The organism is Microbacterium hydrocarbonoxydans (assembly GCF_900105205.1).
Classification (GTDB): Bacteria; Actinomycetota; Actinomycetes; order Actinomycetales; family Microbacteriaceae; genus Microbacterium; species Microbacterium hydrocarbonoxydans.
Window position 1 is genome coordinate 122,590 of record NZ_FNSQ01000005.1, and the last position, 21,567, is coordinate 144,156.

Annotated in this window: 16 protein-coding genes; 11 read left to right on the plus strand and 5 right to left on the minus strand. The window is 69.1% G+C overall.

Going from position 1 to position 21,567, the window contains the following annotated elements:
- The first annotated feature begins 37 nt into the window (after positions 1 to 37).
- Positions 38 to 2,587, plus strand: coding sequence for an MMPL family transporter (locus BLW44_RS00830; protein ID WP_082724605.1), 2,550 nt, complete (start codon positions 38 to 40; stop codon positions 2,585 to 2,587).
- 321 nt (positions 2,588 to 2,908) lie between these two features.
- Positions 2,909 to 3,259: a TraR/DksA family transcriptional regulator gene (locus tag BLW44_RS00835; protein ID WP_060927963.1), complete on the plus strand. Its 351-nt coding sequence runs from the start codon at positions 2,909 to 2,911 to the stop codon at positions 3,257 to 3,259.
- Between the two features lie 79 nt (positions 3,260 to 3,338).
- Here BLW44_RS00835 and BLW44_RS00840 read toward each other — a convergent pair whose 3' ends face one another.
- Positions 3,339 to 3,929, minus strand: coding sequence for a TetR/AcrR family transcriptional regulator (locus tag BLW44_RS00840; RefSeq protein WP_060927953.1), 591 nt, complete (start codon positions 3,927 to 3,929; stop codon positions 3,339 to 3,341).
- A gap of 338 nt (positions 3,930 to 4,267) precedes the next feature.
- On the opposite strand from BLW44_RS00840, the gene BLW44_RS00845 reads away from it, so the two are divergent.
- Together BLW44_RS00845 and BLW44_RS00850 are read left to right on the plus strand one after the other, a co-directional pair.
- Positions 4,268 to 5,161 carry a hypothetical protein gene (locus BLW44_RS00845; RefSeq protein ID WP_060927952.1) on the plus strand — a complete coding sequence of 298 codons (894 nt, stop codon included), beginning with the start codon at positions 4,268 to 4,270 and terminating at the stop codon, positions 5,159 to 5,161.
- On the plus strand, positions 5,158 to 6,000 hold the full coding sequence (locus BLW44_RS00850) for an SDR family NAD(P)-dependent oxidoreductase (RefSeq protein WP_060927951.1): 843 nt from the start codon (positions 5,158 to 5,160) through the stop codon (positions 5,998 to 6,000). Before BLW44_RS00845 ends, BLW44_RS00850 begins: the two co-directional genes overlap by 4 nt.
- Before the next feature lie 69 nt (positions 6,001 to 6,069).
- Here BLW44_RS00850 and BLW44_RS00855 read toward each other — a convergent pair whose 3' ends face one another.
- Positions 6,070 to 10,248, minus strand: coding sequence for a DUF5979 domain-containing protein (locus BLW44_RS00855; RefSeq protein ID WP_060927950.1), 4,179 nt, complete (start codon positions 10,246 to 10,248; stop codon positions 6,070 to 6,072).
- Positions 10,249 to 10,445: 197 nt separating this feature from the next.
- On the opposite strand from BLW44_RS00855, the gene BLW44_RS00860 reads away from it, so the two are divergent.
- The 3 genes from BLW44_RS00860 to BLW44_RS00870 all read left to right on the plus strand — a co-directional run bounded on the left by BLW44_RS00860 (position 10,446) and on the right by BLW44_RS00870 (position 14,167).
- Positions 10,446 to 10,730, plus strand: coding sequence for a hypothetical protein (locus tag BLW44_RS00860; protein ID WP_060927949.1), 285 nt, complete (start codon positions 10,446 to 10,448; stop codon positions 10,728 to 10,730).
- A gap of 344 nt (positions 10,731 to 11,074) precedes the next feature.
- Positions 11,075 to 12,877: a DUF7507 domain-containing protein gene (locus tag BLW44_RS00865; protein ID WP_060927948.1), complete on the plus strand. Its 1,803-nt coding sequence runs from the start codon at positions 11,075 to 11,077 to the stop codon at positions 12,875 to 12,877.
- Positions 12,878 to 13,165: 288 nt separating this feature from the next.
- Positions 13,166 to 14,167: a magnesium and cobalt transport protein CorA gene (locus tag BLW44_RS00870; RefSeq protein ID WP_060927947.1), complete on the plus strand. Its 1,002-nt coding sequence runs from the start codon at positions 13,166 to 13,168 to the stop codon at positions 14,165 to 14,167.
- 12 nt (positions 14,168 to 14,179) lie between these two features.
- Here the strand turns inward: BLW44_RS00870 and BLW44_RS00875 are convergent, their stop codons facing one another.
- Genes BLW44_RS00875 through BLW44_RS00885 form a run of 3 tightly spaced genes read right to left on the minus strand, consistent with a single transcriptional unit; the run spans position 14,180 to position 18,099 of the window.
- Positions 14,180 to 14,725, minus strand: a complete 546-nt coding sequence (locus BLW44_RS00875; protein WP_060927946.1) for a hypothetical protein — start codon at positions 14,723 to 14,725, stop codon at positions 14,180 to 14,182.
- A 12-nt stretch (positions 14,726 to 14,737) separates the two neighbouring features.
- Positions 14,738 to 17,329, minus strand: coding sequence for an ABC transporter permease (locus tag BLW44_RS00880; RefSeq protein ID WP_082724604.1), 2,592 nt, complete (start codon positions 17,327 to 17,329; stop codon positions 14,738 to 14,740).
- 2 nt (positions 17,330 to 17,331) lie between these two features.
- Positions 17,332 to 18,099 (minus strand): ABC transporter ATP-binding protein, encoded by a 768-nt coding sequence (locus BLW44_RS00885; RefSeq protein ID WP_060927944.1) that lies wholly within the window; start codon positions 18,097 to 18,099, stop codon positions 17,332 to 17,334.
- Positions 18,100 to 18,207: 108 nt separating this feature from the next.
- Here BLW44_RS00885 and BLW44_RS00890 point away from each other — a divergent pair, with 108 nt between their 5' ends.
- The 4 genes from BLW44_RS00890 to BLW44_RS00905 all read left to right on the plus strand — a co-directional run bounded on the left by BLW44_RS00890 (position 18,208) and on the right by BLW44_RS00905 (position 21,566).
- The gene (locus BLW44_RS00890) at positions 18,208 to 19,443 is read left to right on the plus strand and encodes a sensor histidine kinase (protein WP_060927943.1); all 1,236 of its coding nucleotides are present in this window, start codon (positions 18,208 to 18,210) and stop codon (positions 19,441 to 19,443) included.
- A complete protein-coding gene (locus BLW44_RS00895; protein ID WP_060927942.1) occupies positions 19,431 to 20,069 on the plus strand; it encodes a LuxR C-terminal-related transcriptional regulator in 639 nt (212 codons plus the stop codon). Before BLW44_RS00890 ends, BLW44_RS00895 begins: the two co-directional genes overlap by 13 nt.
- A 45-nt stretch (positions 20,070 to 20,114) precedes the next feature.
- Positions 20,115 to 21,041 (plus strand): SGNH/GDSL hydrolase family protein, encoded by a 927-nt coding sequence (locus BLW44_RS00900; protein ID WP_083389562.1) that lies wholly within the window; start codon positions 20,115 to 20,117, stop codon positions 21,039 to 21,041.
- Between the two features lie 171 nt (positions 21,042 to 21,212).
- Complete coding sequence (locus tag BLW44_RS00905; protein ID WP_060928268.1) at positions 21,213 to 21,566, plus strand: PadR family transcriptional regulator; 354 nt, start codon at positions 21,213 to 21,215, stop codon at positions 21,564 to 21,566.
- Position 21,567: the final 1 nt, after the last annotated feature.

Below are 21,567 nucleotides of genomic sequence, written 5' to 3' on the forward strand. Positions count from 1 at the left end.
GACGCCCCGTATGATCTATCTGTCTGAAGGAGATGTCGTGGCTTCACTGCTATTCCGCCTGGGTTCGTTCGCTGCACGCAAGGCATGGACGGTGATCGTCTCGTGGGTCATCATCCTCGGCCTGGGAGTCGGCGCGTTCCTCACGCTCGGCGGCACTCTGAGCAACAGCTTCGACATCCCCGGCACGGCCTCGGGCGAGGTGACAGACCAGCTCGCGAAGAAGCTGCCGGACACCGCCGGCGGCACCGGCACGGTCGTCTACCGCACCGCTGACGGCTCCGCGTTCACCGAGCAGCAGAAGCAGGAGATCGCGAAGCTCGCCGCGAACGCCGAAGATCTCGACGGCGTGGCGTCGGTCATCGACCCGTTCGACGCGCAGCAGCAGCAGGCGGTGCAGGCGCGGGATCTCGCCGACGGCAAGGACCAGATCGAGGGTGGCACGGCGCAGCTCGATGCCGGACAGACCCAGCTCGACGACGGGCGCACCCAGCTCGAAGCCGGACTCGAGCAGCTCACGGCCGCGCGGTCGCAGGCCGAGACCGGCGGGGCCTCCGACCAGGTCGCAGCCCTGGACGCGCAGATCGCGGCGCTCAACGCGCAGCTCGCCGAACTCGATGCACAGCAGAAGACGATCGACGAGTCACGGGCAGAGCTCGAGGCCAATGCCGAAAAGGTCGACCTCGGATCGACTCTGCTCGAGCTCGCCGACGGCATCGGCGTCGTCTCGGAAGACGGGTCGACGGCGATCGTCAACGTGTCGTTCGAGGACCCGCGTCTCGAACTGTCCGAAGAGGTCAAGCAGGGCACGATCGACCACTTCGAGTCATCTCCCATCGACGGCGTCGAGGTCGACTTCGGCACCGACATCGCACAGGGAGTCCCCGAGATCTTCGGCGTCGGCGAGGCGATCGGTCTCGCGTTCGCCGCCGTGGTCCTGATCGTCATGCTCGGGACGCTCATCGGCGCCGCCCTGCCGATCGTCACGGCGGTCGCGGGAGTGGGGGTCGGTGTGACGGCATCCCTCGCCTTCTCGGGCGTCGTCGATATGGCATCCGTCACTCCCGTCCTCGGGGTGATGCTCGGTCTCGCGGTGGGCATCGACTACTCGCTGTTCATCGTCAACAGGCATCGCAAGCAGCTGCTCAACGGCGTGCCCGTCAGGGAGTCGATCGGCCTCGCGACCGGCACCTCCGGCACCGCAGTGGTCTTCGCCGGCGCCACGGTGATCGTCGCCCTGCTCGCACTGAACGTGACGGGCGTCCCGTTCCTCGGGCTCATGGGCACGGTCGGTGCGGTCTGCGTCGCGGTCGCCGTGCTGGTCGCGATCACACTGGCTCCCGCCATCCTCGGCCTGATCGGCACGCGCCTGCTCAGCGCCAAGGCTCGCGCCACGATCGGCCAGCCGCACGCCGCAGGCAAGCCCGTCACGCGGATGTCGACGCTGCGCGCGATCGTCACGGCGCTGGTCAGCGTCATCGTGCTGCTGGTCGTCGCCATTCCGTCGATGTCGATGCGCCTCGGTCTGCCCGATGGCGCCAGCGAACCGTCCGATTCCACGAGTTACCGCGCGTTCCACGCCGTCGACGACCAGTTCGGAGAAGGTGCGAACGGGCCACTGCTAGTCACGGCGACCCTCGACGACGCCGTGAGCGACGACGATCTGCTCGCCACACAGGTCGAGATCGCCCAGACGCTGTCCGACCAGGATGACGTCGACGCTGTCGCACCCATCGCGACGTCGGACGACAACACCCTCCTCGCGTTCCAGGTGCTCCCCGCAGAGGGCCCGAACAGCGCCTCGACCGAGAAGCTCGTGCAGGACATCCGGTCGCTGCCGCAGCTCGACGGGGGCATCACACTCGGCGTGGCGGGCCAGGCGGCGACCAACATCGACATCTCCGAGGCACTGGCCGGCGTCCTGCCGCTCTACCTCGTGGTCGTCGTCGGGCTCTCGCTGCTGATCATGATCGTCGTGTTCCGTTCGCTGCTGGTCCCGATCATCGCGACCGGAGGGTTCGTCCTGTCGCTCTTCGCGACCTACGGACTCATCGTCGCCGTGTTCCAGTGGGGCTGGGGCGCCGAGATCATCGGCCTGCACAGCACGGGTCCCATCCTGAGCTTCCTCCCGGTCATCCTCGTCGGCATCCTGTTCGGGCTCGCGATGGACTATCAACTGTTCCTCGCCTCGGGCATGCGAGAGGCGTACGTGCACGGCGCCTCGGCGCGCGACGCCGTGGCCCAGGGATTCCGGGCCGGGCGCTCGGTCGTCGTCGCGGCCGCACTGATCATGGTGTCGGTCTTCGGAGGGTTCATCTTCTCGGAGTCGACGATCATCCGATCGATCGGCTTCGGGCTCGCCTTCGGGGTGCTGCTCGACGCCTTCGTCGTGCGGATGCTCCTCATGCCGGCGCTCATGCACCTGCTCGGTCGATCGGCCTGGTGGCTGCCGCGGTGGCTCGACCGCATCCTCCCCAACGTCGACATGGAGGGCGCGGCTCTCGAGCGCGACCACCCCGGGGTGCGGACCGACACGGTCACCGTCGTGACACCCGGCGAGAAGTCGGAGGGGAAGACCGCCGTCAGCTGAGCCGTCCGGCTCTTCGGGCAGGCTCTGGCTGCGGTGTCGTTGGCCCCGTTCCGTATGCCTGCCCGTCCGCCGGTGCCCCAGCTACACATGCATGCCCAGATCACAGATGCAGGCCGGATCCCGGCCCCTGGGCCTGCATTGGTTGTCCGAGCATGCAACTGTCCTCACGTCCGCGACCGGGCCCGGTGCCCCCGTTTCACATGCATGCCCAGATCACAGATGCAGGCCGGATCCCGGGGGTTCTCGGCCTGCATGTGTGATCTGGGCATGCAGCTGTCAAGCCGCGGGCTCGATGTCGGCACCTCGGCCTACAGTGAGCGGATGACCCAGGATGCCCGCACACGACTCGAGCTGCTGCGCACGCAGGCGGCCGAGCGGGTCGAGACGACGGCGGCCACGCTCGCCGAGCTGATGCACGACAGGGAGGGCTCGAACGACGACGACGAGCACGACCCCGAGGGCGTCACGCTCTCGTCGGAGTGGTCACGGCTGACCGGGCTCGCGGAGGCGGCAGCATCCGAACTCCGACAGGTCGACGACGCACTCGCCCGACTGGACGCCGACACCTACGGCGTGTGCGCGAACTGCGGCCGACCGATTCCCGGAGCGCGACTCGAGGTCCGCCCATTCGCCACCCACTGCGTCGCCTGCGCGGAGAAGCTCGGCCTCTGAAACTCGGCCTCTGAACTCGGCCTCTGAACTCGGCCGCGCGCCCCGCACCGGCGCCCACGAACCTCGCGCCGCGCGAACCTCAGGCGAGGACGGTCGGCCAGGAGGCCACGCGGATCCCCTGCCACAACCGGGCGAGCCGGTCGGCCATGACGATCGACGGGTCGAGAAGCCACTGCACCTGGAGTCCGTCTGCAGCGGCGATGACGAGATCCGCGACGTAGGGGACGTCGACGTCAGGGCCCATCCGCTCCGCAGCCTGGTCGTGGGCGACCGCGTCGGCGATGAGCCTGCGCACCCACGCGAAGCGCTCCTCGAAGAAGACCCTCGCCGGGTGACCTTCGATCGTCGCCTCGGCCGAGTACTCGACATACAGCCGCACGAGTCCAGGGACGGAGGCGTTGTGCGCGATCACGTCGAGGAACCCGTCGATGCCCCGCCCTGGAGGCGAGAACTGCTCGTGGTCACGTTCGTCGCGCGCTCGCAGCACTTCGAGGAACAGCTCTTCCCTTGTGCTGAAGTAGTGCATCAATCCGGCCTGGGTCAGCCCGACCCTCGTGGCGATCTCGCGGTTCGACGCCTTGCGGGTGCCGAGTTCGGCGACGACGTCGAGCGCCACGGCGAGGATCTCGGCACGTCTTGCAACCCCTTTGGCGTAGGAGCCACGACCCATGATGCCCCTTCGCCGAAGCTCCGGCCGCCTTAGGTGGCGTGCCTCAACCGGTGATTCCGCTCAGAGTCTACGCGATGCTCCAATGGGATCGCGCGAAGAGAGGGGATGACAGGCGCGTTCGTCATCCCCTCTCTTCGATCACGATCGGTCACTTGTAACAGAAGGTGTAATGCCCCCCATTGTTGATCCACGTCCTGCCGGCCACGTCCAGAGTCGACGCGGAGGACGGGCGGCGAGGGGCGTGGAACGGGCGGCGAGCGAAGCGGTGACTCATCCGGCGGGACCGGATCGACAGTCCGCCCCTGCCGCACCACGAGCGAGAAGTAGGCTGAGGCATCATGGACGAGTTCATCCGGGGTTTCTGGATCTTTGCGGGCAGTTACTGGTGGCTCGTCTTCCCGATCCTGGGTATGGCCGGCGGAGCTGCGAAGGCCTGGGAGCGCAGCGCGAAGCGCCGACACGAGCGCCGACTCGAGACGCTGCGCGTCAAGGCCGACCTCAAGCGCGCGCAGCTCGAAGCACGGGGACAGACACGGCGCACCGAGCCCGAGATCCTCGACACGACGGCATCCGTCGCACCGAACCACCTGCTCGAGCGCCTGTTCTCCGAGCACGACGAGATCACCGCCCGCTGGCTCGACTATGAGCTCGACGTGGCGAAGCTCATCGCCTTCCCCGCCATGAGCGACGGACGCCAGCCGCTGGTCGCCGCGTTCCTGCGGGCCAAGAAGACCGCGGATGCCCTGCGCCCTGACGCTGCGGACGCGAGAGTGACCGAGCAGCAGGTGTCGGAGTACCTGGATGCGGTCGGAGCCTACGCCGTCGCCTTCGAGATCGCCGAACGGGATGCGCGGCGGCTGCGTGATTCCACCTTCACCGAGCCCGAGCGCAAGCGTCTCGACCGCGCCCAGCAGCTGCTCAAGGTCGCCGTCGACGAGTCGGCCACCCAGGCCGAGCGCAACGTCGCCTATCGGCGGGTGCGCGACGAGCTCGAAGGGCTGATCCTGCTCAGCGACGAGGCCGTGCAGGTGCTGGAGAAGCAGGTCGCCCGCGAACTCCCGGCCTCGAGCGCCGCCACGACGCCCGAACCCGAGTCGACCCCCTCCGCGTCAGCACCCGAGTCCCCGTCAGCGCCCGCGCCGGAACCGGAGCCGGAGCGGATGCCGCTCGCCGACCGTCCACCCGCTCCGCGTTCCACCCCTCCGCGCACATTCCCCGGCGCTGACGCATGACGCCGAAGACGGTCGTCCTGACCGGCGCCTCGGACGGCATCGGTGCGGCCGCCGCACGACAGCTGGCGGCATCCGGTCACCGGCTCATTCTCGTCGGCCGTTCCGTCGACAAGATGCGCGCGGTCGGCGAGGAGACCGGTGCCGAGTGGTTCACCGCCGACTTCGCCCGGCTCGACGACGTGCGCGAACTCGCGACGACGATCGCCGGGGTCGTCGGCGATACCGGCATCCAGGTGCTCGCGAACAATGCCGGAGGCATCTTCGGAGACCGCACTCCGACCGTCGACGGCTTCGAGAAGACGATGCAGGTGAACCATCTCGCGCCGTTCCTGCTGACGAACCTGCTGCTCCCGCAGCTGCGCGCCGGCGGCGCCGCGATCATCAACACGTCGAGCGTGGCCCACCGCCTGTTCGGACGTATCGACATCGACGACCTCGATAACGAGAAGGACTTCAGTGCGAACCGCGCCTACGGCGACGCCAAGCTCGCCAACGTGCTCTTCACGAAGAGCCTGCACGCCAAGTTCCACGATGAGGGCCTCACCTCGGTGGCGTTCCACCCCGGCACCGTGCAGACCAACTTCGCCTCGGACTCGAACACGGTGATGCGGTTCGTCTACCGCACCCCGCTCAAGCATCTGCTCCTCATCAACAGCGAGAAGGGCGGCGACACCCTCAGCTGGTTCATCGAGGGAACCCCCGACGAGACCTGGGTCTCCGGCGCTTACTATGACGAGCGGGTGCTGACCAGACGCGTCAATCCGCGGATCGAAGGCGCCGCGCTGGCGGAGTCCTTGTGGCAGAAGAGCGCGGAACTCGTCGGTATCGACGCGAGCTGAGCATCCGCGCCCCCACGGCGCGGATGCCCAGCCCGAATCACCTGCGATCCCGGATGCGGTCCCGGATGCTCAGCTGCGCCGCGGGCGACGCACGGTGATCAACGCGGCTCCGAGCAGCGCCGCGACGGATGCGATGCCCGCAAGCGTCCAGGCCGCCGCAGCGTCCGCACCGGTCACGGCCAGCGCGGGCGCCACCGTGAGCTCGTTGACCAGGGAGAGCTCTGCCGTCGTGCCGGGCTCACCGGTGACGGTGACGACCGCTCTGACGCTTCCGGCATCCGTGCTCACCGACACGTTGTCGGCGTCACTGCTCCAGTCCGCACCGCTCCACCGGATCTGATCGGGCAGCGCAGCGGCGTGCTCTTCGACCTGCACCTCGGTCCCCAGAGGAAGGTCGTCGATGACGGCCGGCTCTCCCGGGGTGAGGTCGAGATCGCGCGTCTGCGACTCTCCGAGAAGGTCGGTCCACGACACGGTCACCGGGAACACCGTCGAGGCCGAGCGGCTCGCTCCCTCTCCCGTCACCGACTTCGTGATCGTGAGCTCTCCGAGCGAGGCCACCGCCGTGTTGACCAGGGCCACCTCGGCCGTGTCCGCCGCGCCGATGGTGACGACTGCGGTGGTGTCCTCAGCAGCGGTCACCCGGTCCCCGCTCCACGCGGGATCTGCCCAGGTGAACCGAGCGCTCGCTTCCGAGGGCGTCTCCACCAGCGTCACCTCGGTGCCGTGCGGCAGCTCCCGCGGGAACACCGCAGGCGAGCCGTCGGTCGGGACCTGGATCTCCTCGGACCGCTCCCCGTCCCCGTCGATCCACGACGCCGTCACGGTCACCGACTCCGGAACCTCCGCGTCGCCCTCGGCGATGCCGGCGATGCTCTTGGTGATCGAGAACGAGCCCGGTGCCCAGGTCGCCTCATTCACCACCGTGACGAGCGCTTCCGCGCCCTGCTGATCGGAGACCGTGACCGTGGCGGAGCCGTCTCCGGCATCCGCGACTCCGCTCCCCGAGATGGTGATCGAACCCCACACCACCGTGTCGAAGTCGGGCCGCGCGCCTTCGGTGATCGTCACGACGGTGCCCGCCGGCAGATCGATCCCCAGAGGCGTCGGCTCGAGGGCGTTGATGGTCAGATCCCGAGACTGCTCATCACCGTCCTCGTCGACCCAGGTCGCGGTCACCGGGAACTCGGTCGACGGCTGGACCTCGGTCGAGGCCTCCCCGGCGATGCCCTTCAACAGGCTGATGCCGGCGGTGGAGGTCGCGGCGTGGTTCTCCAGAGTCACCGTCGCGTCGGCGGTACGTCCGACGGCCACGACCGCGGAGAGCCCATCGACGCTCACGCCCGTCCCCGACCAGGTCGGAGCGCCCCAGGCGATGCTCGACCCGTCCGACAGAGGAGTCTCCGTCAGGGTGACCTCGGTCCCGATCAAGAGGTCCTCCCCGAGCGGCACGGGGGTGCCGTCCGTGGGAACCGTCAGGGTCTTCGACCCCGGCGTCCCCTCCTGATCCCAGCTAGCCGTGACCGTCACCGCGTCCGGCACGGCCGGGTTGTCGGCCTGCGCTCCGGTGACCGTCTTCACGATCGAGAACGTGCCGACCGTCCGCGAGACGGTGTTCGTCAGTGTGACCGTCGCCGGCGTCACCGCGTGAGCCGCCGTGACCGTCACGCTTCCCGGTGCGAAGACGGGCTCTCCCCAGGTGAACCGGTCATCGTTCGCGGGGCGCGCCTCACTGAACCGGACCGTCGCGCCGATCGGCAGATCGGCGAGCACGACCGGCTCGCCGGCGACCACATCGACCGTGCGTGCAGGCTGCGAGGGGAAGCCCGCACCGAGCGCACTCGTGTCGATCTGAGCCGTCACGCGGTACGTGCGGTCGGCGTCGACGAGACCGGCAGCCGGCCCCCCGAGCGCCTTCACGAGACTGATGGACCCCAGTCGAGCCTCGTTGGTGAGGGCGACCGACACGTTCGTCCCCGGAGTGATGGATGCCGTCGCCACGGTGCCGTCCTGGCTCACCGTCAGACCCGCTCCGGGTGCGAACACCGGCGTGCCGAAGGTGACACCCGGGATCGACGGGAACGTGGGCTCGGTGAGCTGGACGGTCCATCCGGTGCCGCGGGCATTGAGTCCGCTCACCGGTGCGCCGGTCAGCGGCACGCGCAGGTCGTACTCGTTCTGAGTGGTCCCCGCCGGGTCGATCTCCCTGACGTGCACGGTGAAGGCGGCGTCGTCGGGCACGAACTCGGCGCCGGGGGTGTCGGCCAGGATCTTGTCGATCGAGACGGACCCGCGGGTGACGCCCTGACCGGTTCCGCTGCCGGAGTTGCTCTGGGTCGAGGTGGTCGTGAAGTTGATGCCGGAGCCGGTGAGCGTGTTGCTGTACTCGGTGCCCCTGGCATCCATTCCGCCGCTGGCCGTGCAGGTCGTATACGTGATGACGTACTGGTACTCCCGCGAGAAGCCGTCGCTCGTGCCCGTCGGGATCGGCAGGTCGGTGGGATCGATGTCGAACGTGATCACGTTGCCGTCGACCGTCGCCTCGGTGTCGGCGGCGAGGTCGACGGTGCTGAGACCGCCGTTCTGGATCTGGTCGCGTGCTTCGACCTTGAGGTTCATCCGCGCAGCCGTTCCCCCCGAAGGGTCGCCGGCCTCGCAGATCATCTGGGACGCCGAGAACGTGTCGGTCAGCGTGAGGGGGCCGTCGATGTCCTCGATCATCTGGCCGGGGATGCGGACGGCCCAGTTCAGGGTCGTCTGCGGCATGTGCTGCACGCCGTCGAGCGTGACGGCGGACGTGTTGATCTGGCCGCTCTTACCCTGGCTGCGGGCGGGGACGGATGCCGTGGTGCCGGCGACCTGTCCGTCGATGTCGACCCGGTTCGTGTATCCGGTGCCGCCGGCGGGGAGGTCGGTGGACGTGACGCAGGTCGTGTAGGTGATGACGTATCGGTAGTCGGAGGCCCGGAACTCGAGGTCCTCGTCATCGATGTCGAACCGGACCTGGAAGCCCTGCGCCGTGGAGAACACGGTGGTCGCGGTCAGTCGGGAGGTGATGTTCTGCTGCAGCCGGTTGCTCGGGCCGTAGCGCTCCGTCACCTGGAGGCCGCTGATCGTGTCGGTGCAGAGCTGGTGCCCCACTCCGAGCGCTTCCGTCATCGTGAAGCCATCCTTGCCGAGCAGCTGATCGCCCGGGATCGTCACGGTCCACGCGACCTTGCCGTTGCGGTCGGCGCCGCCCAGCACGCTTCCGGACTTCGTCAGGTTCTGCTGCCACGGGAGGTTGCGCACCTCGCCGACGCCCGCGCCCGCGCTGCCCCAGCCCTCGACCTGGGCGGCGTTCTCGTACGTCGTGCCGGCGGGGTCGATCTGGCCGTCGGGCGTGCAGGTCTGGTAGGTCGCGCGATAGGTGACGTTCGCGTCGAATCCGGACGTGGGTGCGGTCAGCACCACGTCGAACTCGGTGGCGCCCGCGGCCGGGACCGTCGTCGCGAGTCCCGTGACGTTCACGACCGTCGAGCCTCGGACGGTTTCGACCTTGAGCCCGGTGGGCGTGCAGAGTTCGTGTCCGGCACCGAGGGTGTCGTGCAGGGTCACTGTGTTCTGACCGACCATGTTCGCGCCGGGGATGTCGACCGTCCAGGTCATCGACCAGTTGTCCTGGTTCATGACTCCGGACTTGGACACCTCGCCCGGCAGCTCGATGCCGTCGTCGATGCCGCCGGTACCGGGCAGGTCGACGATCACCGTCGCACCGTTGAGATCGAACTCGACGCCCTCCGCAGTCGTCGCGTTCGCGGCCTTCACCTCGAACTGCCACGCACCCTGCACGAGCTCCGGCGTGGCCTCGACCGCGTCCGTCAGCTCGCAGGTGGCGATGCTCGTGGCCGGGTCGGTGAGGCAGTTGCCCCACACGACTGAGTTGCCCTCGTCGTCGGAGCCCAGCAGGGGGAACGGCACCGCCTGCGGGAAGGCGAGCTCCGGCGGCAGTCCGATCGTGAATGTGTCACCGGCGTGCGGGTCGGCAGCGCTGGCATCCCACGAGCCAGACACGGTCAGCCGGTCGCCCACCGTGGCCTGCGCATCTACAGGGGCGATGGCGACGGCGCCCACGACGATCGCCGCGTTCGGTGCAGCGGCGGCCATCGACGGCATCGCCACCAGGCCGATCAGAGCGATTCCGACGGCGCTCAGCCCGGCGACGGTACGACGCAGCAGCGACGGTGTTCCTGTTTTCGTGCGCGACACAGCGAAGCTTTCCTCTCCCCAGAGCGTCACCAGCAGCAGGCCAGAGGCCTGGGGATGAACTGCGGACGCTCCCCGATGCGCTGCGGTCCATGCCAGCAACGCCTCAGATATCCTGAGGGACGCCCGCCCGGGACTCTGACCGGATGCCGTTTTTTCACCCCGTGTTTTCACCCCTTCCCGTCGAAGCGAGGACCCGCATGATCGTCGAGGAAGCCGGAGAGCGCATCGCGGTGAGCACCCGCATCCAGGAGGACGGACAGCTCGTCTACGACTTCCTCTGGATCGACGGCCCTGGGGAGTCGGACTACGGCTTCACGCTCGGGCTGTCGACGCACCCTGCCGGCGCCCCGCAGCCGACGCTGACGGACGACGAGCTCGAACAACATGCGCGCCAGTTCGTCCGCGCGTTCTTCGCCCCGGACGGCATCGGCCCGTCGGACTTCCCGGACTTCGTGGCGGCCCGCCGGGACGACGGGCGCTGACCGGCGGCGTGAGCGAGTGCGCGGTGCGACCGGGTCGGGCGGGTCGCCGGGTTCGGACTGTGGTGCGGGCGGGGTCGCGCTCGGTGTGATCGCGTCGCTTATAGGATCGACGAATACTTGCCTGCCGCTCGGGAGAAGCGCTTCGAGAGGTGTGGCACCACTCAGGGGAGACCATGTCCTTTCTTCGTCCTTCCAGCCGAGTCCGCAATTCGGAGGGAACCCGAGCTCGGAGACTCGGTACCCGTGGCGTCGCGATCGCCCTGGCAGCTGCCCTTCTCGCCAGCTCGGCACTACTGAGCGCGCCATCCGCCGCTGTCGCGGATGTCTCTCCCGATGAACAGTGGTTGACGGGCGCGACTGGCGCGTCGACGGCCCCGGCGACGCTGTCCTTCGGAGCGAGTGCCGTCACTGCCACGCTCAGCGCTGCGAGCAACCGTTGCGGGAGCACCACGAACGTGGTGCCCAACACGACGCTGGTCAGCCGCAACGCGCAGAGCTACTACTCCCCGCAAGCCCCGTCGACTGCGGTGGGGGTCACCGAGTGCCTGATCGGGACCGGGCTGAATGTGCGGACCGTGACGTTGAACAAACCGATCCTGGGATTGACCCTTCACATCAACAACCTCGATGCGTCCTACGTCGATATCGTTCAGCAGTTCCCTGGCGGGTACCGGCTGGACAAGGTGAAGTCGAACGTCTCACTCCAGCTCCAGAACAGCGGCACCCGCATTCGAAACGCGGTTCCCATGGGAACCGCGACCTGCTCCGACGACGCTGCGGCCACCAACAACCCCGGCTGCGGCTCCTTCCGGCTGTCGCAGAACGATGGGCCGGTCAGCCGCTTCACGTTCCGGAACACCCCTGTCGGCGCGGGCAACGACGGCTGGTACTGGTCATTGTCGTTCCACGAGGCTTCCCTGACGAAAGCGTTCACACCGTCGACCGTGACGGCCGGCGCTACGTCTGCATTGAGCATCACGGTCACCAACCCCGGCACCGAGGGGGCGATCCCTCTCAGCGGGGTCAGCTTCGCAGATTCCCTGCCGACCGGATTGACGTTGGCAGACTCCGCGGTGACGACCACGGGATGCGGTGCAGCAGCAGTGAACGGCGGCGAACCCGTGGCAGGCCAGACTTCTGTGGATGTCACCGATGCCACGATCGCCGCCGGTGGTACCTGCGTGGTCACCGTCAACGTCACGTCGGCTCAGCCGGGGACGTACACGAACAACAACAGCAACATCACCACGTCCGTCGGCAACATCGTGCCGAACGCAGACGCAACGCTCGAGGTCGTGCCGCGCGCCGCACTCGGGCTGCAGAAGCGGGCTTCGACCCCCGTAGACGTCAACGGCAACGGCATCACCGATGCCGGCGACACCATCCGATACTCCTTCGACCTCACCAACACCGGCGACGCCACCCTCTCGGATCTGGCGGTCAACGACCCCAAGGCCGGCGCGGTGGCCTGTCCTGCATCGGTGCTGTCTGCCGGTACTTCACAGACATGTACCGCGAACGAGCCCTACACGGTGACGGTCGCTGACGTCGAGAACGGCTCGGTGGACAACGACGCAACCGCAACGGGAACCAGCCCTACCGGCCAGACGGTCACTTCTCTCGTCTCGTCCACCTCGACGCCGACGACAGCACCCGCCCCGGCGCTGTCCGTGATCAAGACCGCGAACGTCCAGCAGATCACCTCGGTCGGTCAGGTCGTCACGTACTCGTTCGTCGTCTCCAACGCCGGTAATCTCACCCTGACGAACCCGAAGGTCAACGAGGGCGCGTTCACCGGCAACGGCGAGCTGTCACCCGTCGAGTGTCCGGCCGGCGTTCTGACGCCGGGGGCGAGCATCACCTGCACGGCGACCTACACCGTCGTCACGGCCGATCTCTCCGGTGGCGGTGAGCTGTCCAACACCGCCATGGCCTCGGCGACCACGCCCGCGGGCGATTCGATCATCTCGACCACGTCCACAGCGGCGGTGGACGTGGCACCCCCGGCTCCCGCGCCCGCTGGAGGTCTCGCCGTCACCGGCGGCACCGTCGCGTGGTCGGCCGCAGGCCTGGCCCTGATGCTCATCGTGGCCGGAGGCGTGATCGCCATCTCCCGCCGCCGCAGTGACTCCATCACCGAAGTGTGACCCGGGAGTGCCGACACTCTCGGGTCGGCTTCCGCCCAGCGACCAGGAGTATGCTGGCACATCGGGTCACGTGACCCCTTCAGAGCGCGAGAGGCGGTGATGGCGATGTCCGGTGATAGTTGCGACGCCGCCTTCGTTGCGTCGCGTCTGACGGCATCTGTGCGTTGAGCTCCGGCTCCGCACCTGCACGTCCTGCTCCGCAGCCGTCGGCGGCGTCTTCCGCCCCCTGACGAATACTGCGCACGCCCGCTCTGATCCGGCGTGCGCCTGCGAGAACGGAGCCTGCTCATGGCCCTCATCGACAACGGCGTGTACGTCCACGGACGTCGCGTGGAGACCCCGAAGAACCTGGACGAGACCTACCGGTCGCTCGACGCCCATGGCGGCATCGCCTGGATCGGCCTCTACCGGCCGAGCCCGCAGGAGGTCGCCTCGGTGGCGCGCGAATTCGACCTGCATCCGCTCGCCGTCGAAGACGCGCTCTCGGGTCACCAGCGCTCGAAGGTCGAGCGCTACGGCGACACGCTCTTCGCCGTCCTTCGCCCGGCTCGCTATCGCGACGAGCAGGAATCGATCGAGTTCGGCGAGCTGCACCTGTTCGTCGGCCCCGACTTCGTCGTGACGATCCGGCACGCCGAGTCCCCGAACCTCGCGGGTGTGCGCCGGCGCATGGAGGCACTGCCCGAGCTGCTGTCGATGGGACCTGAGGCCGTCTTCTACGCGATCCTCGACGAGGTCGTCGACGGCTACGAGCCCATCGTCGCCGGACTCCTGAACGACATCGACGAGATCGAGGACCAGCTGTTCGGCGACAGCGACGACGACGCCCTCTCCCGCCGCATCTACGAGCTCTCCCGCGAGGTGATCAACTTCCAGCGGGCGGTGCATCCGCTCGCCGGGATGCTGGAATGGCTGCGGCGCGGATCCGAGAAGTACCGCATCGACGAGGAGCTGCAGCGGTCGCTGCGCGACGTCCTCGATCACGTAATCCGTGTGAACGAGCGGGTCGACTCGTTCCGCGCGATCCTCGAGAACGCGCTCACCGTGCAGTCGGCCCTCGTCGCCCGCCGTCAGTCGGACGCGAGCCTGGCCCAGAACGACGAGATCAAGAAGATCTCGTCGTGGGCGGCCATCATCTTCGCCCCGACGCTCGTCGGCACCGTCTACGGCATGAACTTCGACGTCATGCCGGAGCTGCACTGGGTGCACGGATATCCGATGGCGATCGGCGCGATGGCGGCGTTCGCGGTCGCCCTCTACGGCGTCTTCAAGTACAAGAGGTGGCTCTGACAGCGGCCGGAGTCAGCGCTCGTCGGCGCGGCTGATCTCGTCGAGCAGGTCGTCGAGGCTGTCGAAATCGACAGTCTCGACGGCCCCGCCCTCGGCGCCGTCACGATCGCGCACCTCGATGTTGGCGATCTCGAGATCCTCATCGAGCTGCACCAGGATCCGCGAATCCGGGAACTGCTTCGGCGCGTCGAACGCCACCAGCACGGCATCCGCGAAGACCACCACCGACGTGGCCTCGAGGTCGTCGCGCAGGTCGATCTGCTCGAGGACCGGCTCGTCGTCGACCGCCTCGTCGATATCGTCGGCGACCTCGTCGATCACCGCACGCCACCGCGTCTCGGATACGGAGAGGATGCGCGTGATCGCCGCGAGCAGCGCGTCATCGTCGAGGGTGTCGTCGTCGTCCTCCAGCTCCGGATCGACGTTCACCGTCACGACGGTCCCCGCGGCGTCGATCGTCGCCCGTCCGTAGACGAGGCCGTTCTCGGCGACCGGTTCATCGAGCAGGCCTGAGTCGACGATGCGGGCGAGAAGGTGGTCGAGCAGTGCCGAGGTCATGCATCCAGTCTTTCACTGTCGCGACCCGATCTCCTCGATCGGACGCGTGCGCATCGCCGCACCCGTCGCCGCCCACAGCGACAGCAGCGCGAGGGCGCCCATCGACCCGATGATGAGCAGCGACGGCAGCACCGGGAGAGCGGGCATCGGCTGTCCCGAGATGCCGATGCTCATGCCGATCAGCGGCGGGATGGCGACGACGACCCCGAAGACCACCGCGATGGCCGCGACCATCATCGCCTCGACGCGCATCATGGCGCGCACCTGTCGGCGCGACGAGCCGATCAGCTGCAGCAGCGCGAGTTCGCGCGAGCGCTCGCCCGTCGCCATCACGAGCGTGTTGATCACGGCGATCGCGATGTATCCGAGGATCACGATCAGCGCCACGAGGTTCACCCACCCCTGCTGCGATTGCGCATCGGCTCCTGCGGCCTTCTGGCCTCGCGCCTCCGAGGCCTGCAGACCGGCCGCAGCGACCGCCTCACGGACCTGGTCGAGAGCGCCGTCATCGACGGACACCAGAGCGAAGGCATCCAGTGCTGCGGTGGTGTGGGCGCGCACGATCTCGAGGTCCATCGTCAGATCGCCGAAGCCGAGTCCGCGCTCGTAGATCGCCACCACCGTCGCCTCCAGCGGCGCGCCGTCGCCGAACATGCCGGTGACCTGGTCGCCGAGCTCCAGGCCCAGGGTCTGCACGGCATCCGTGCTCACGGCCACGGTCGCACCGCGCGCGCCGTCGCCCGAGCCGCCGCCGTCGAGCGCGGCAAGGCTCCCCTCCTGCACCTGCAGGTCGAGAGTCCCCTCGACGGATGCGGGGTCCACGCCCTGCAGCACGTGCTCGCCGCGCAGGAGCTTGCCCTCGAAGTCGCGGGAGTCGATGATCGCACTGCTCAGGGCGATGCCCGATACGTCCGAGACCCCGTCGATCGCCGCGATCCGATCTGCGGCGTCGGCCGAGAGCCCGCCGGGCGCAGTCACGCGCAGTTCGGCTGTGACACCGGCCTGCGCCTGCACGGCCGCCTCGTTGGCGATGATCGCCGGTGCACCGATCTGGACGAGACCCAACCCGATTCCGAGCGCGATGGGCAGGATCGCCGCAGCCAGACGGCGGCTGTTCGCCGAGGCGTTGGCGGCGGCGAGGAAGCCGGCTGCCGACATCCGCCGCAGCACCGCACCGAGCAGGCGCACGCTCAGAGCGACCAGCCAGGGGCCCAGCAACGCCAGCGCGACGATGAGCATCATGGCCGCTCCGGCCGACGCCCCGGCGGCGTACTCGCCGCGCACGACCAGCGGCACGGTCGAGACCGAGATCCCGGCGGTCGCGAAGACGATCCCGGTGATGATGCGGGGCAGGCCGATGCCCGCCGGTCCCGTCGACGACTCGCGCAGAGCCTCGATCGGGTCGAGCTTCGCCGGGCGCCTCGCCGCGATGCGTGCCGCACCCCAGGCCGCCGAGAGCACGAGGGCGACGGCGCCGATCGCGGGGAGGGGTCCCAGCGCGAGCGCGAAGTCGCCAGGGATGACACCGCCGGAGACGAAGGCCGACTGCAGAGCGGTCGACAGCAGGTAGCCGGGCGCGATTCCCAGGAGAGCGGCGATCACCGCGATCGAGAGCACCTCGCGGGCGACGAGCGCGTGAACCTGCTTCGGGCTGGCGCCGACCGCTCGGAGCAGAGCGTAGTCACGCCGACGCGACTGCACCGACAGCGAGAGCGTGCCGGCGACGATGAACATCGCCACGAGGATGCAGGTTCCGACGAAAGCACTGCCGATCGCGATCAGGGTCGCGCGCGCCGCACCGGAGTCGAGGAACTCGATGTCTCCTCGCCCGTCTCCGGTCTGGGCGACGACCTCGGGAAGAGCCTCGCGGATGGCCGCGGCCGCGCTCTCCGCCTGACCAGGCGCGGTGAAGACCCCGAGCACCTGCGGCGTACCACCGTGCGGGTCGAGCTCGGCGATGCGCGCCTGGCTCAGGAAGACATGCGTGGCGCGCTCCGATGCGGCGGCATGGGCGTCGGCGTCGACGATCCCGACGACGCGGTAGGGCGCCGGGTCGCCGCCATGCGCGAGGGTCAGCAGGTCACCGACCGCTCCGCCCGTGCCCGCGGTGACGACGACCTCGTCGGCGGATGCCGGTTCCCGGCCCTCGCGGAGCGCGAAACCGGTCAACGCGGTCGCCGCCCATGGGTGCGCCTCGACGAGCTCCGACGCGGTGCTTCCGTCGGTCGCGGCGGCGCCCGCCGACGCTCCGGCGGTGGGGGGAACCGCGACGAGGGGCACCGTGACGTCGGCCACGACGCTCTCGACCCCGGGGATCTCCGCGATGTCGCGGGCAGCATCCGCAGGGAGCGGCGCGCGCTCGGGGAGCGTGAGGGGGAGATCCTCCGGCACGTCGACGTACTGGGGCGAACCCACCACCACATCGACCGCGGTGTACCGTTCGGGCGCGAGGCCGCCGCGGATGCCGGACTCGACGAGCACCCCGAGGCCGGTGACGAGTGCGCTCGCGACGAAGATCGCCACCGCGACCCCGGCGAAGCTGGCGCTGTTGTGACGCAGATCGGCCCGCACGAGGCGGCCGAAGCTCAGACGCTGTCCTGTCATGATCACCACTCCCCGAGGGCGCTCATGCGGTCGGTGATCTGGGCGGGCGTGCCTCCGTCGAGGTGCCCGGCGAAGGCGCCGTCGGCGAGGAAGATCACCCGATCCGCGTGCGAGGCGACCACCGGGTCGTGGGTCACCACGACGACCGTCTGGTCGAGCTCCTTCGCGGTGTGGGCGAGCAGATCGAGCACCTGCTTGCCCGAGCGGGAATCGAGTGCCCCGGTCGGCTCGTCACCGAACACGACGTAGGGCCGGGTGATGAGCGCGCGGGCGATGGCGACGCGCTGCTGCTGTCCACCCGACAGCTCGGCGGGGCGACGATGACGCCGATCGGCGAGTCCGACGGCGTCGAGCAGGGAGTCGAGCCAGCGCGGGTCGAGCCGGCGCCCGGCGAGGCGCAGCGGCAGGGTGATGTTCTCCTCGACATCGAGCGCGGGAAGCAGGTTGTACGCCTGGAACACGAAGCCGACATGATCGCGACGGAACGCGGTGAGCTGCGAGGCGCGCAGGCCCGAGATCTCGGTGCCGCCCAGGTGCACCGACCCGCTGGTCGGCTTGTCGAGGCCGGCGGCGCTGTGCAGCAGGGTGCTCTTGCCCGATCCGGAGGGCCCCATGATGGCGGTGACCGAGCCCTTCGCGAGGACGAGATCGACGCCCCGCAGAGCGGAGACGGCGTTCGCACCGGAGCCGTAGGTCTTCACGACGGACTGCAGTCGCAGCGCCTCGACGGGGCGCGCATCGACGGCGGGGAGAAGTGGTGTGGAGGTCATGTCTCGACGCTACGAGCGGGCGCAGGGCGGCCCCATCCCGCAGACCACCGCACCGATGGTGGGGCTGGCTATACCGCGTCGGCATCCGCTCTCCGGCAGACTTGCAGGATGACGGACGGACGGATGCGACGCTGGCTGCGCGCCTGGCGGTATCTGGTCGTCGAGTGCGGGGCATCCGTCGTCTCGCTCCTGCTCTTCTGCGTCGGACTCGTGCTCCTGCCGCTCATGGTGATCACCGGCGGCGTGCTGCTGCTGCCCGCAGCGGTGCGCGTGCTGCATTCCTGGAGCGACCTGAATCGGCGCCGCGTCGGCGCATTCCGCGGCGACGAGCTGCCGACGATCGGGCGTGCGCTGCCGCCGGGGTCCACTCTCGACGACCGGCTGCGCTTCGCGTTCTCCCGGCCGACGGGCCGTGACCTCCTGTGGCTCGCCGTGCACGCGCTGCCCGTGATGTGGGTGTCGCTGCTCACCGCCGTCCTCCCCGTGGCCGCCGTCAACGCTCTCGCCGTGACCTATTACTGGCAGTTCGCACCGGCCGACGATCCGGTCGGCTCCCCCTATCCGGTCACGTCGTGGGAGCTCGCGGCCACGATGCCGCTGGTCGCCGTCGGATACGCCGTCATCTCGTGGTGGCTGATCCCCGCGATGGCCCGGCTGCTGTCGTGGGTCTCGGCTCGACTGCTCGCGACGCCGAAGAAGTCGCGCCTGGCCGCCAGGGTCGATGCGCTGACGCTCAGTCGCGCCGCCGCGCTCGACGCACACGGTGCGGAGCTGCGCCGCATCGAACGCGACCTGCACGACGGCGCGCAGAACCGGCTGGTGAACGTCGTGATGATGCTCGGCATCGCCGAACGCGCCCTGGAGACCGATCCGGACGGCGTGCTCGAACCACTGCGACGGGCACAGGATGCCGCGACCGATGCGCTCGCGGGACTCCGCCGTACCGTGCATGACATCTACCCGCCGATCCTCGACGAACTCGGCCTCGAGGGCGCATTGGCCTCGCTCGCCGGCCGCAGTGTGGTGCCGTGCACGATCGAGGCTGTCGCCGTCGGACGCGTGCCGGCGGCCGTCGAGTCGGCCAGCTACTTCGTCGTCGCCGAAGCCCTGACGAACGTGAACAAGTACAGTCAGGCGACGCAGGCGCAGGTGCGGGTGATCCGCGAGGGCGAGCGCCTCATCATCACGGTGCAGGACGACGGGGTCGGCGGAGCGCAGGAGCGCACGGGCGGCGGTCTCGCTGGCATCCGCCGCCGTGTCGAGGCCTTCGAGGGGTCCTGCACACTGACGAGCCCGGTCGGCGGTCCGACCATCCTGAGGACGGAGCTGCCATGCGGATCGTGATCGCCGAAGACGACACCCTGCTGCGCGAGGGGCTCGCGCTGCTGCTGCGCAGCGAGGGGTTCGACGTGGTCGCGGCGGTCGACAACGCCGACGACTTCCTGCTGCGACTCGACGAGGCGGATGCCGCGGTCGTCGACGTGCGGATGCCGCCCACCTTCACCAGCGAGGGACTGAAGGCCGCAGCCGAGGCACGCGCCCGCCGCCCCGGGTTCCCGGTGCTCGTGCTGTCGGCCTATGTCGAGGACCGCTACGCCGGAGAACTGCTCGCCGCGGGAGCGGACGGGCTCGGCTACCTGCTGAAGGAGCGCGTCGGCAAGGTCGCGTCGTTCGTCGACGCCCTGCGCCGGGTCGCCGCCGGCGGCACCGTCATGGACCCCGAGGTGATCTCGCAGCTCATGAGCCGGCGCCGCGCCGACGACCCGGTGCAGTCGCTCACCCCGCGCGAGCGCGAGGTGCTGGGGCTGATGGCCGAAGGCCTCGACAACACCACCATCGCCGCACGACTGTTCGTGACCGAGACGGCGGTGAGCAAGCACATCGGCAACATCTTCGCCAAGCTCGGCCTGGCGACCAGCGACAGCGGACACCGTCGGGTGCTCGCCGTACTCGCCTACCTCCGCGGCTGAGCGGCGGCGCCCGAGGCGCCGGTCAGCCGGATCGCGATCGCAGCGATGAGCGCGGCGAGCCCGGTCGCGACCGAGGCCGCAGCGGGCGCCGCCACTAGGCTCGTGGGCGTGTCGAACGCCGCATCCCCCGCATCCGCCGCACCCGCATCCGCCGCCGCCGATCTCCGTCGCCTCGCCGCCCTCCTCACCGGCGCCGAGCCGCTGAACTGGGTGATCACCGGCGACTCGATCACGCACGGACTGGTGCACACACAGGGCGAGCGCAGCTACCCCGAGCATCTGCACGAGCTGATCCGCGGCGAGCTGGGGCGCACGCGCGACGTCGTCGTCAACACCGCGATCAGCGGACACCGGCTGACCGACATCCTCGACGACTGGGAGCGGCGCATCGACTCGTGGCGTCCCGATGTGGTCACCCTCATGATCGGCACGAATGACGTCGCCACGGGTCCGGGGAGCGACACCGTCGAGCCGGGAGCCTTCGCCGCCTCGCTCCGGGAGTTCGTGGCGCGAGTGCGGGCCACCGGCGCCATTCCGGTGCTGCAGACGCCGCCCTCGATCGACATCCCCAATGCCCCAGGCCGCGAGCGGATCGCGGAGTTCGTCGACGCGGTGCGCGAGGTGGCAGCGGCCGAGGGCGTCGTGCTCGTCGACCAGCACGCGCGCTTCACCGAGTGGGGCCACGGCGGGGTGCCGTGGGGGGCTGATGGGCGACCCCTTCCACCCGAACGCCGCCGGCCACGCCGCGCTCGCGCTCGAACTCGCGAATGCACTGGGCATCTGCCCGCAAGCCGGCGTCGGCCGGACGCTGCCCCTGCTCGAGGCGCGCGTCGCCATGGCGCGCCTCGGCGCCTGACGCTTCTCCGCTCCTCCTCCCGCCGCCGCCGCCGCCGCCGAGCCAGCCTCCCGCCGCCGCCGCCGAGCCGGCCTTCCGCCGCCACAACTCCGGAGACAGCAGCCGGATCGGCGTGAATCGCGGGGGTACCGCGGCATCCGCACGTGATCTCCGGAGTTGTGGCGCACAGCCTCACCGAACCCCATCGAAAAAGTTCGGTATTCGGTGTTGCTAAGTACCGGTACTCAGTGTTACTTTGTACCGGTATCCAGCAACACTGAGTACCAACGAAACGAAGGGAGGACCTGATGGGCAAGCAGATGACCGAGATGCTCAAGGGCACTCTGGAGGGCATCGTTCTGGCCCTCCTCGCCGAGCAGCCGGCATACGGGTACGAGATCACCACACGCATCCGAGACCACGGGTTCATCGACATCGCCGAGGGCACGATCTACGCCCTGCTGGTGCGCATCGAGCAGAAGCACCTCGTCGACGTCGAGAAGGTCCCAAGCGAGAAGGGTCCGCCCCGCAAGGTGTACACCCTGAACGCGACGGGCCGGCAGGAGCTCGAAGAGTTCTGGAAGACCTGGAGCTTCCTCGTGCAGCACATCGAACGGCTCAACACGAGCACGACCACCCCCACGAAGACCGAGGAGAACTGAC

Excerpts from the sequence above, each read along its gene's own strand:
- BLW44_RS00870 (WP_060927947.1), top strand. The coding sequence starts at position 13,166 with ATGGCCCTCATCGACAACGGCGTGTACGTCCACGGACGTCGCGTGGAG.
- BLW44_RS00875 (WP_060927946.1), bottom strand. The coding sequence starts at position 14,725 with ATGACCTCGGCACTGCTCGACCACCTTCTCGCCCGCATCGTCGACTCA.
- BLW44_RS00845 (WP_060927952.1), top strand. The coding sequence starts at position 4,268 with ATGGACGAGTTCATCCGGGGTTTCTGGATCTTTGCGGGCAGTTACTGG.
- BLW44_RS00880 (WP_082724604.1), bottom strand. The coding sequence starts at position 17,329 with ATGACAGGACAGCGTCTGAGCTTCGGCCGCCTCGTGCGGGCCGATCTG.
- BLW44_RS00850 (WP_060927951.1), top strand. The coding sequence starts at position 5,158 with ATGACGCCGAAGACGGTCGTCCTGACCGGCGCCTCGGACGGCATCGGT.
- BLW44_RS00890 (WP_060927943.1), top strand. The coding sequence starts at position 18,208 with ATGACGGACGGACGGATGCGACGCTGGCTGCGCGCCTGGCGGTATCTG.
- BLW44_RS00835 (WP_060927963.1), top strand. The coding sequence starts at position 2,909 with ATGACCCAGGATGCCCGCACACGACTCGAGCTGCTGCGCACGCAGGCG.
- BLW44_RS00860 (WP_060927949.1), top strand. The coding sequence starts at position 10,446 with ATGATCGTCGAGGAAGCCGGAGAGCGCATCGCGGTGAGCACCCGCATC.
- BLW44_RS00840 (WP_060927953.1), bottom strand. The coding sequence starts at position 3,929 with ATGGGTCGTGGCTCCTACGCCAAAGGGGTTGCAAGACGTGCCGAGATC.
- BLW44_RS00885 (WP_060927944.1), bottom strand. The coding sequence starts at position 18,099 with ATGACCTCCACACCACTTCTCCCCGCCGTCGATGCGCGCCCCGTCGAG.
- BLW44_RS00905 (WP_060928268.1), top strand. The coding sequence starts at position 21,213 with ATGGGCAAGCAGATGACCGAGATGCTCAAGGGCACTCTGGAGGGCATC.
- BLW44_RS00900 (WP_083389562.1), top strand. The coding sequence starts at position 20,115 with ATGAGCGCGGCGAGCCCGGTCGCGACCGAGGCCGCAGCGGGCGCCGCC.
- BLW44_RS00895 (WP_060927942.1), top strand. The coding sequence starts at position 19,431 with ATGCGGATCGTGATCGCCGAAGACGACACCCTGCTGCGCGAGGGGCTC.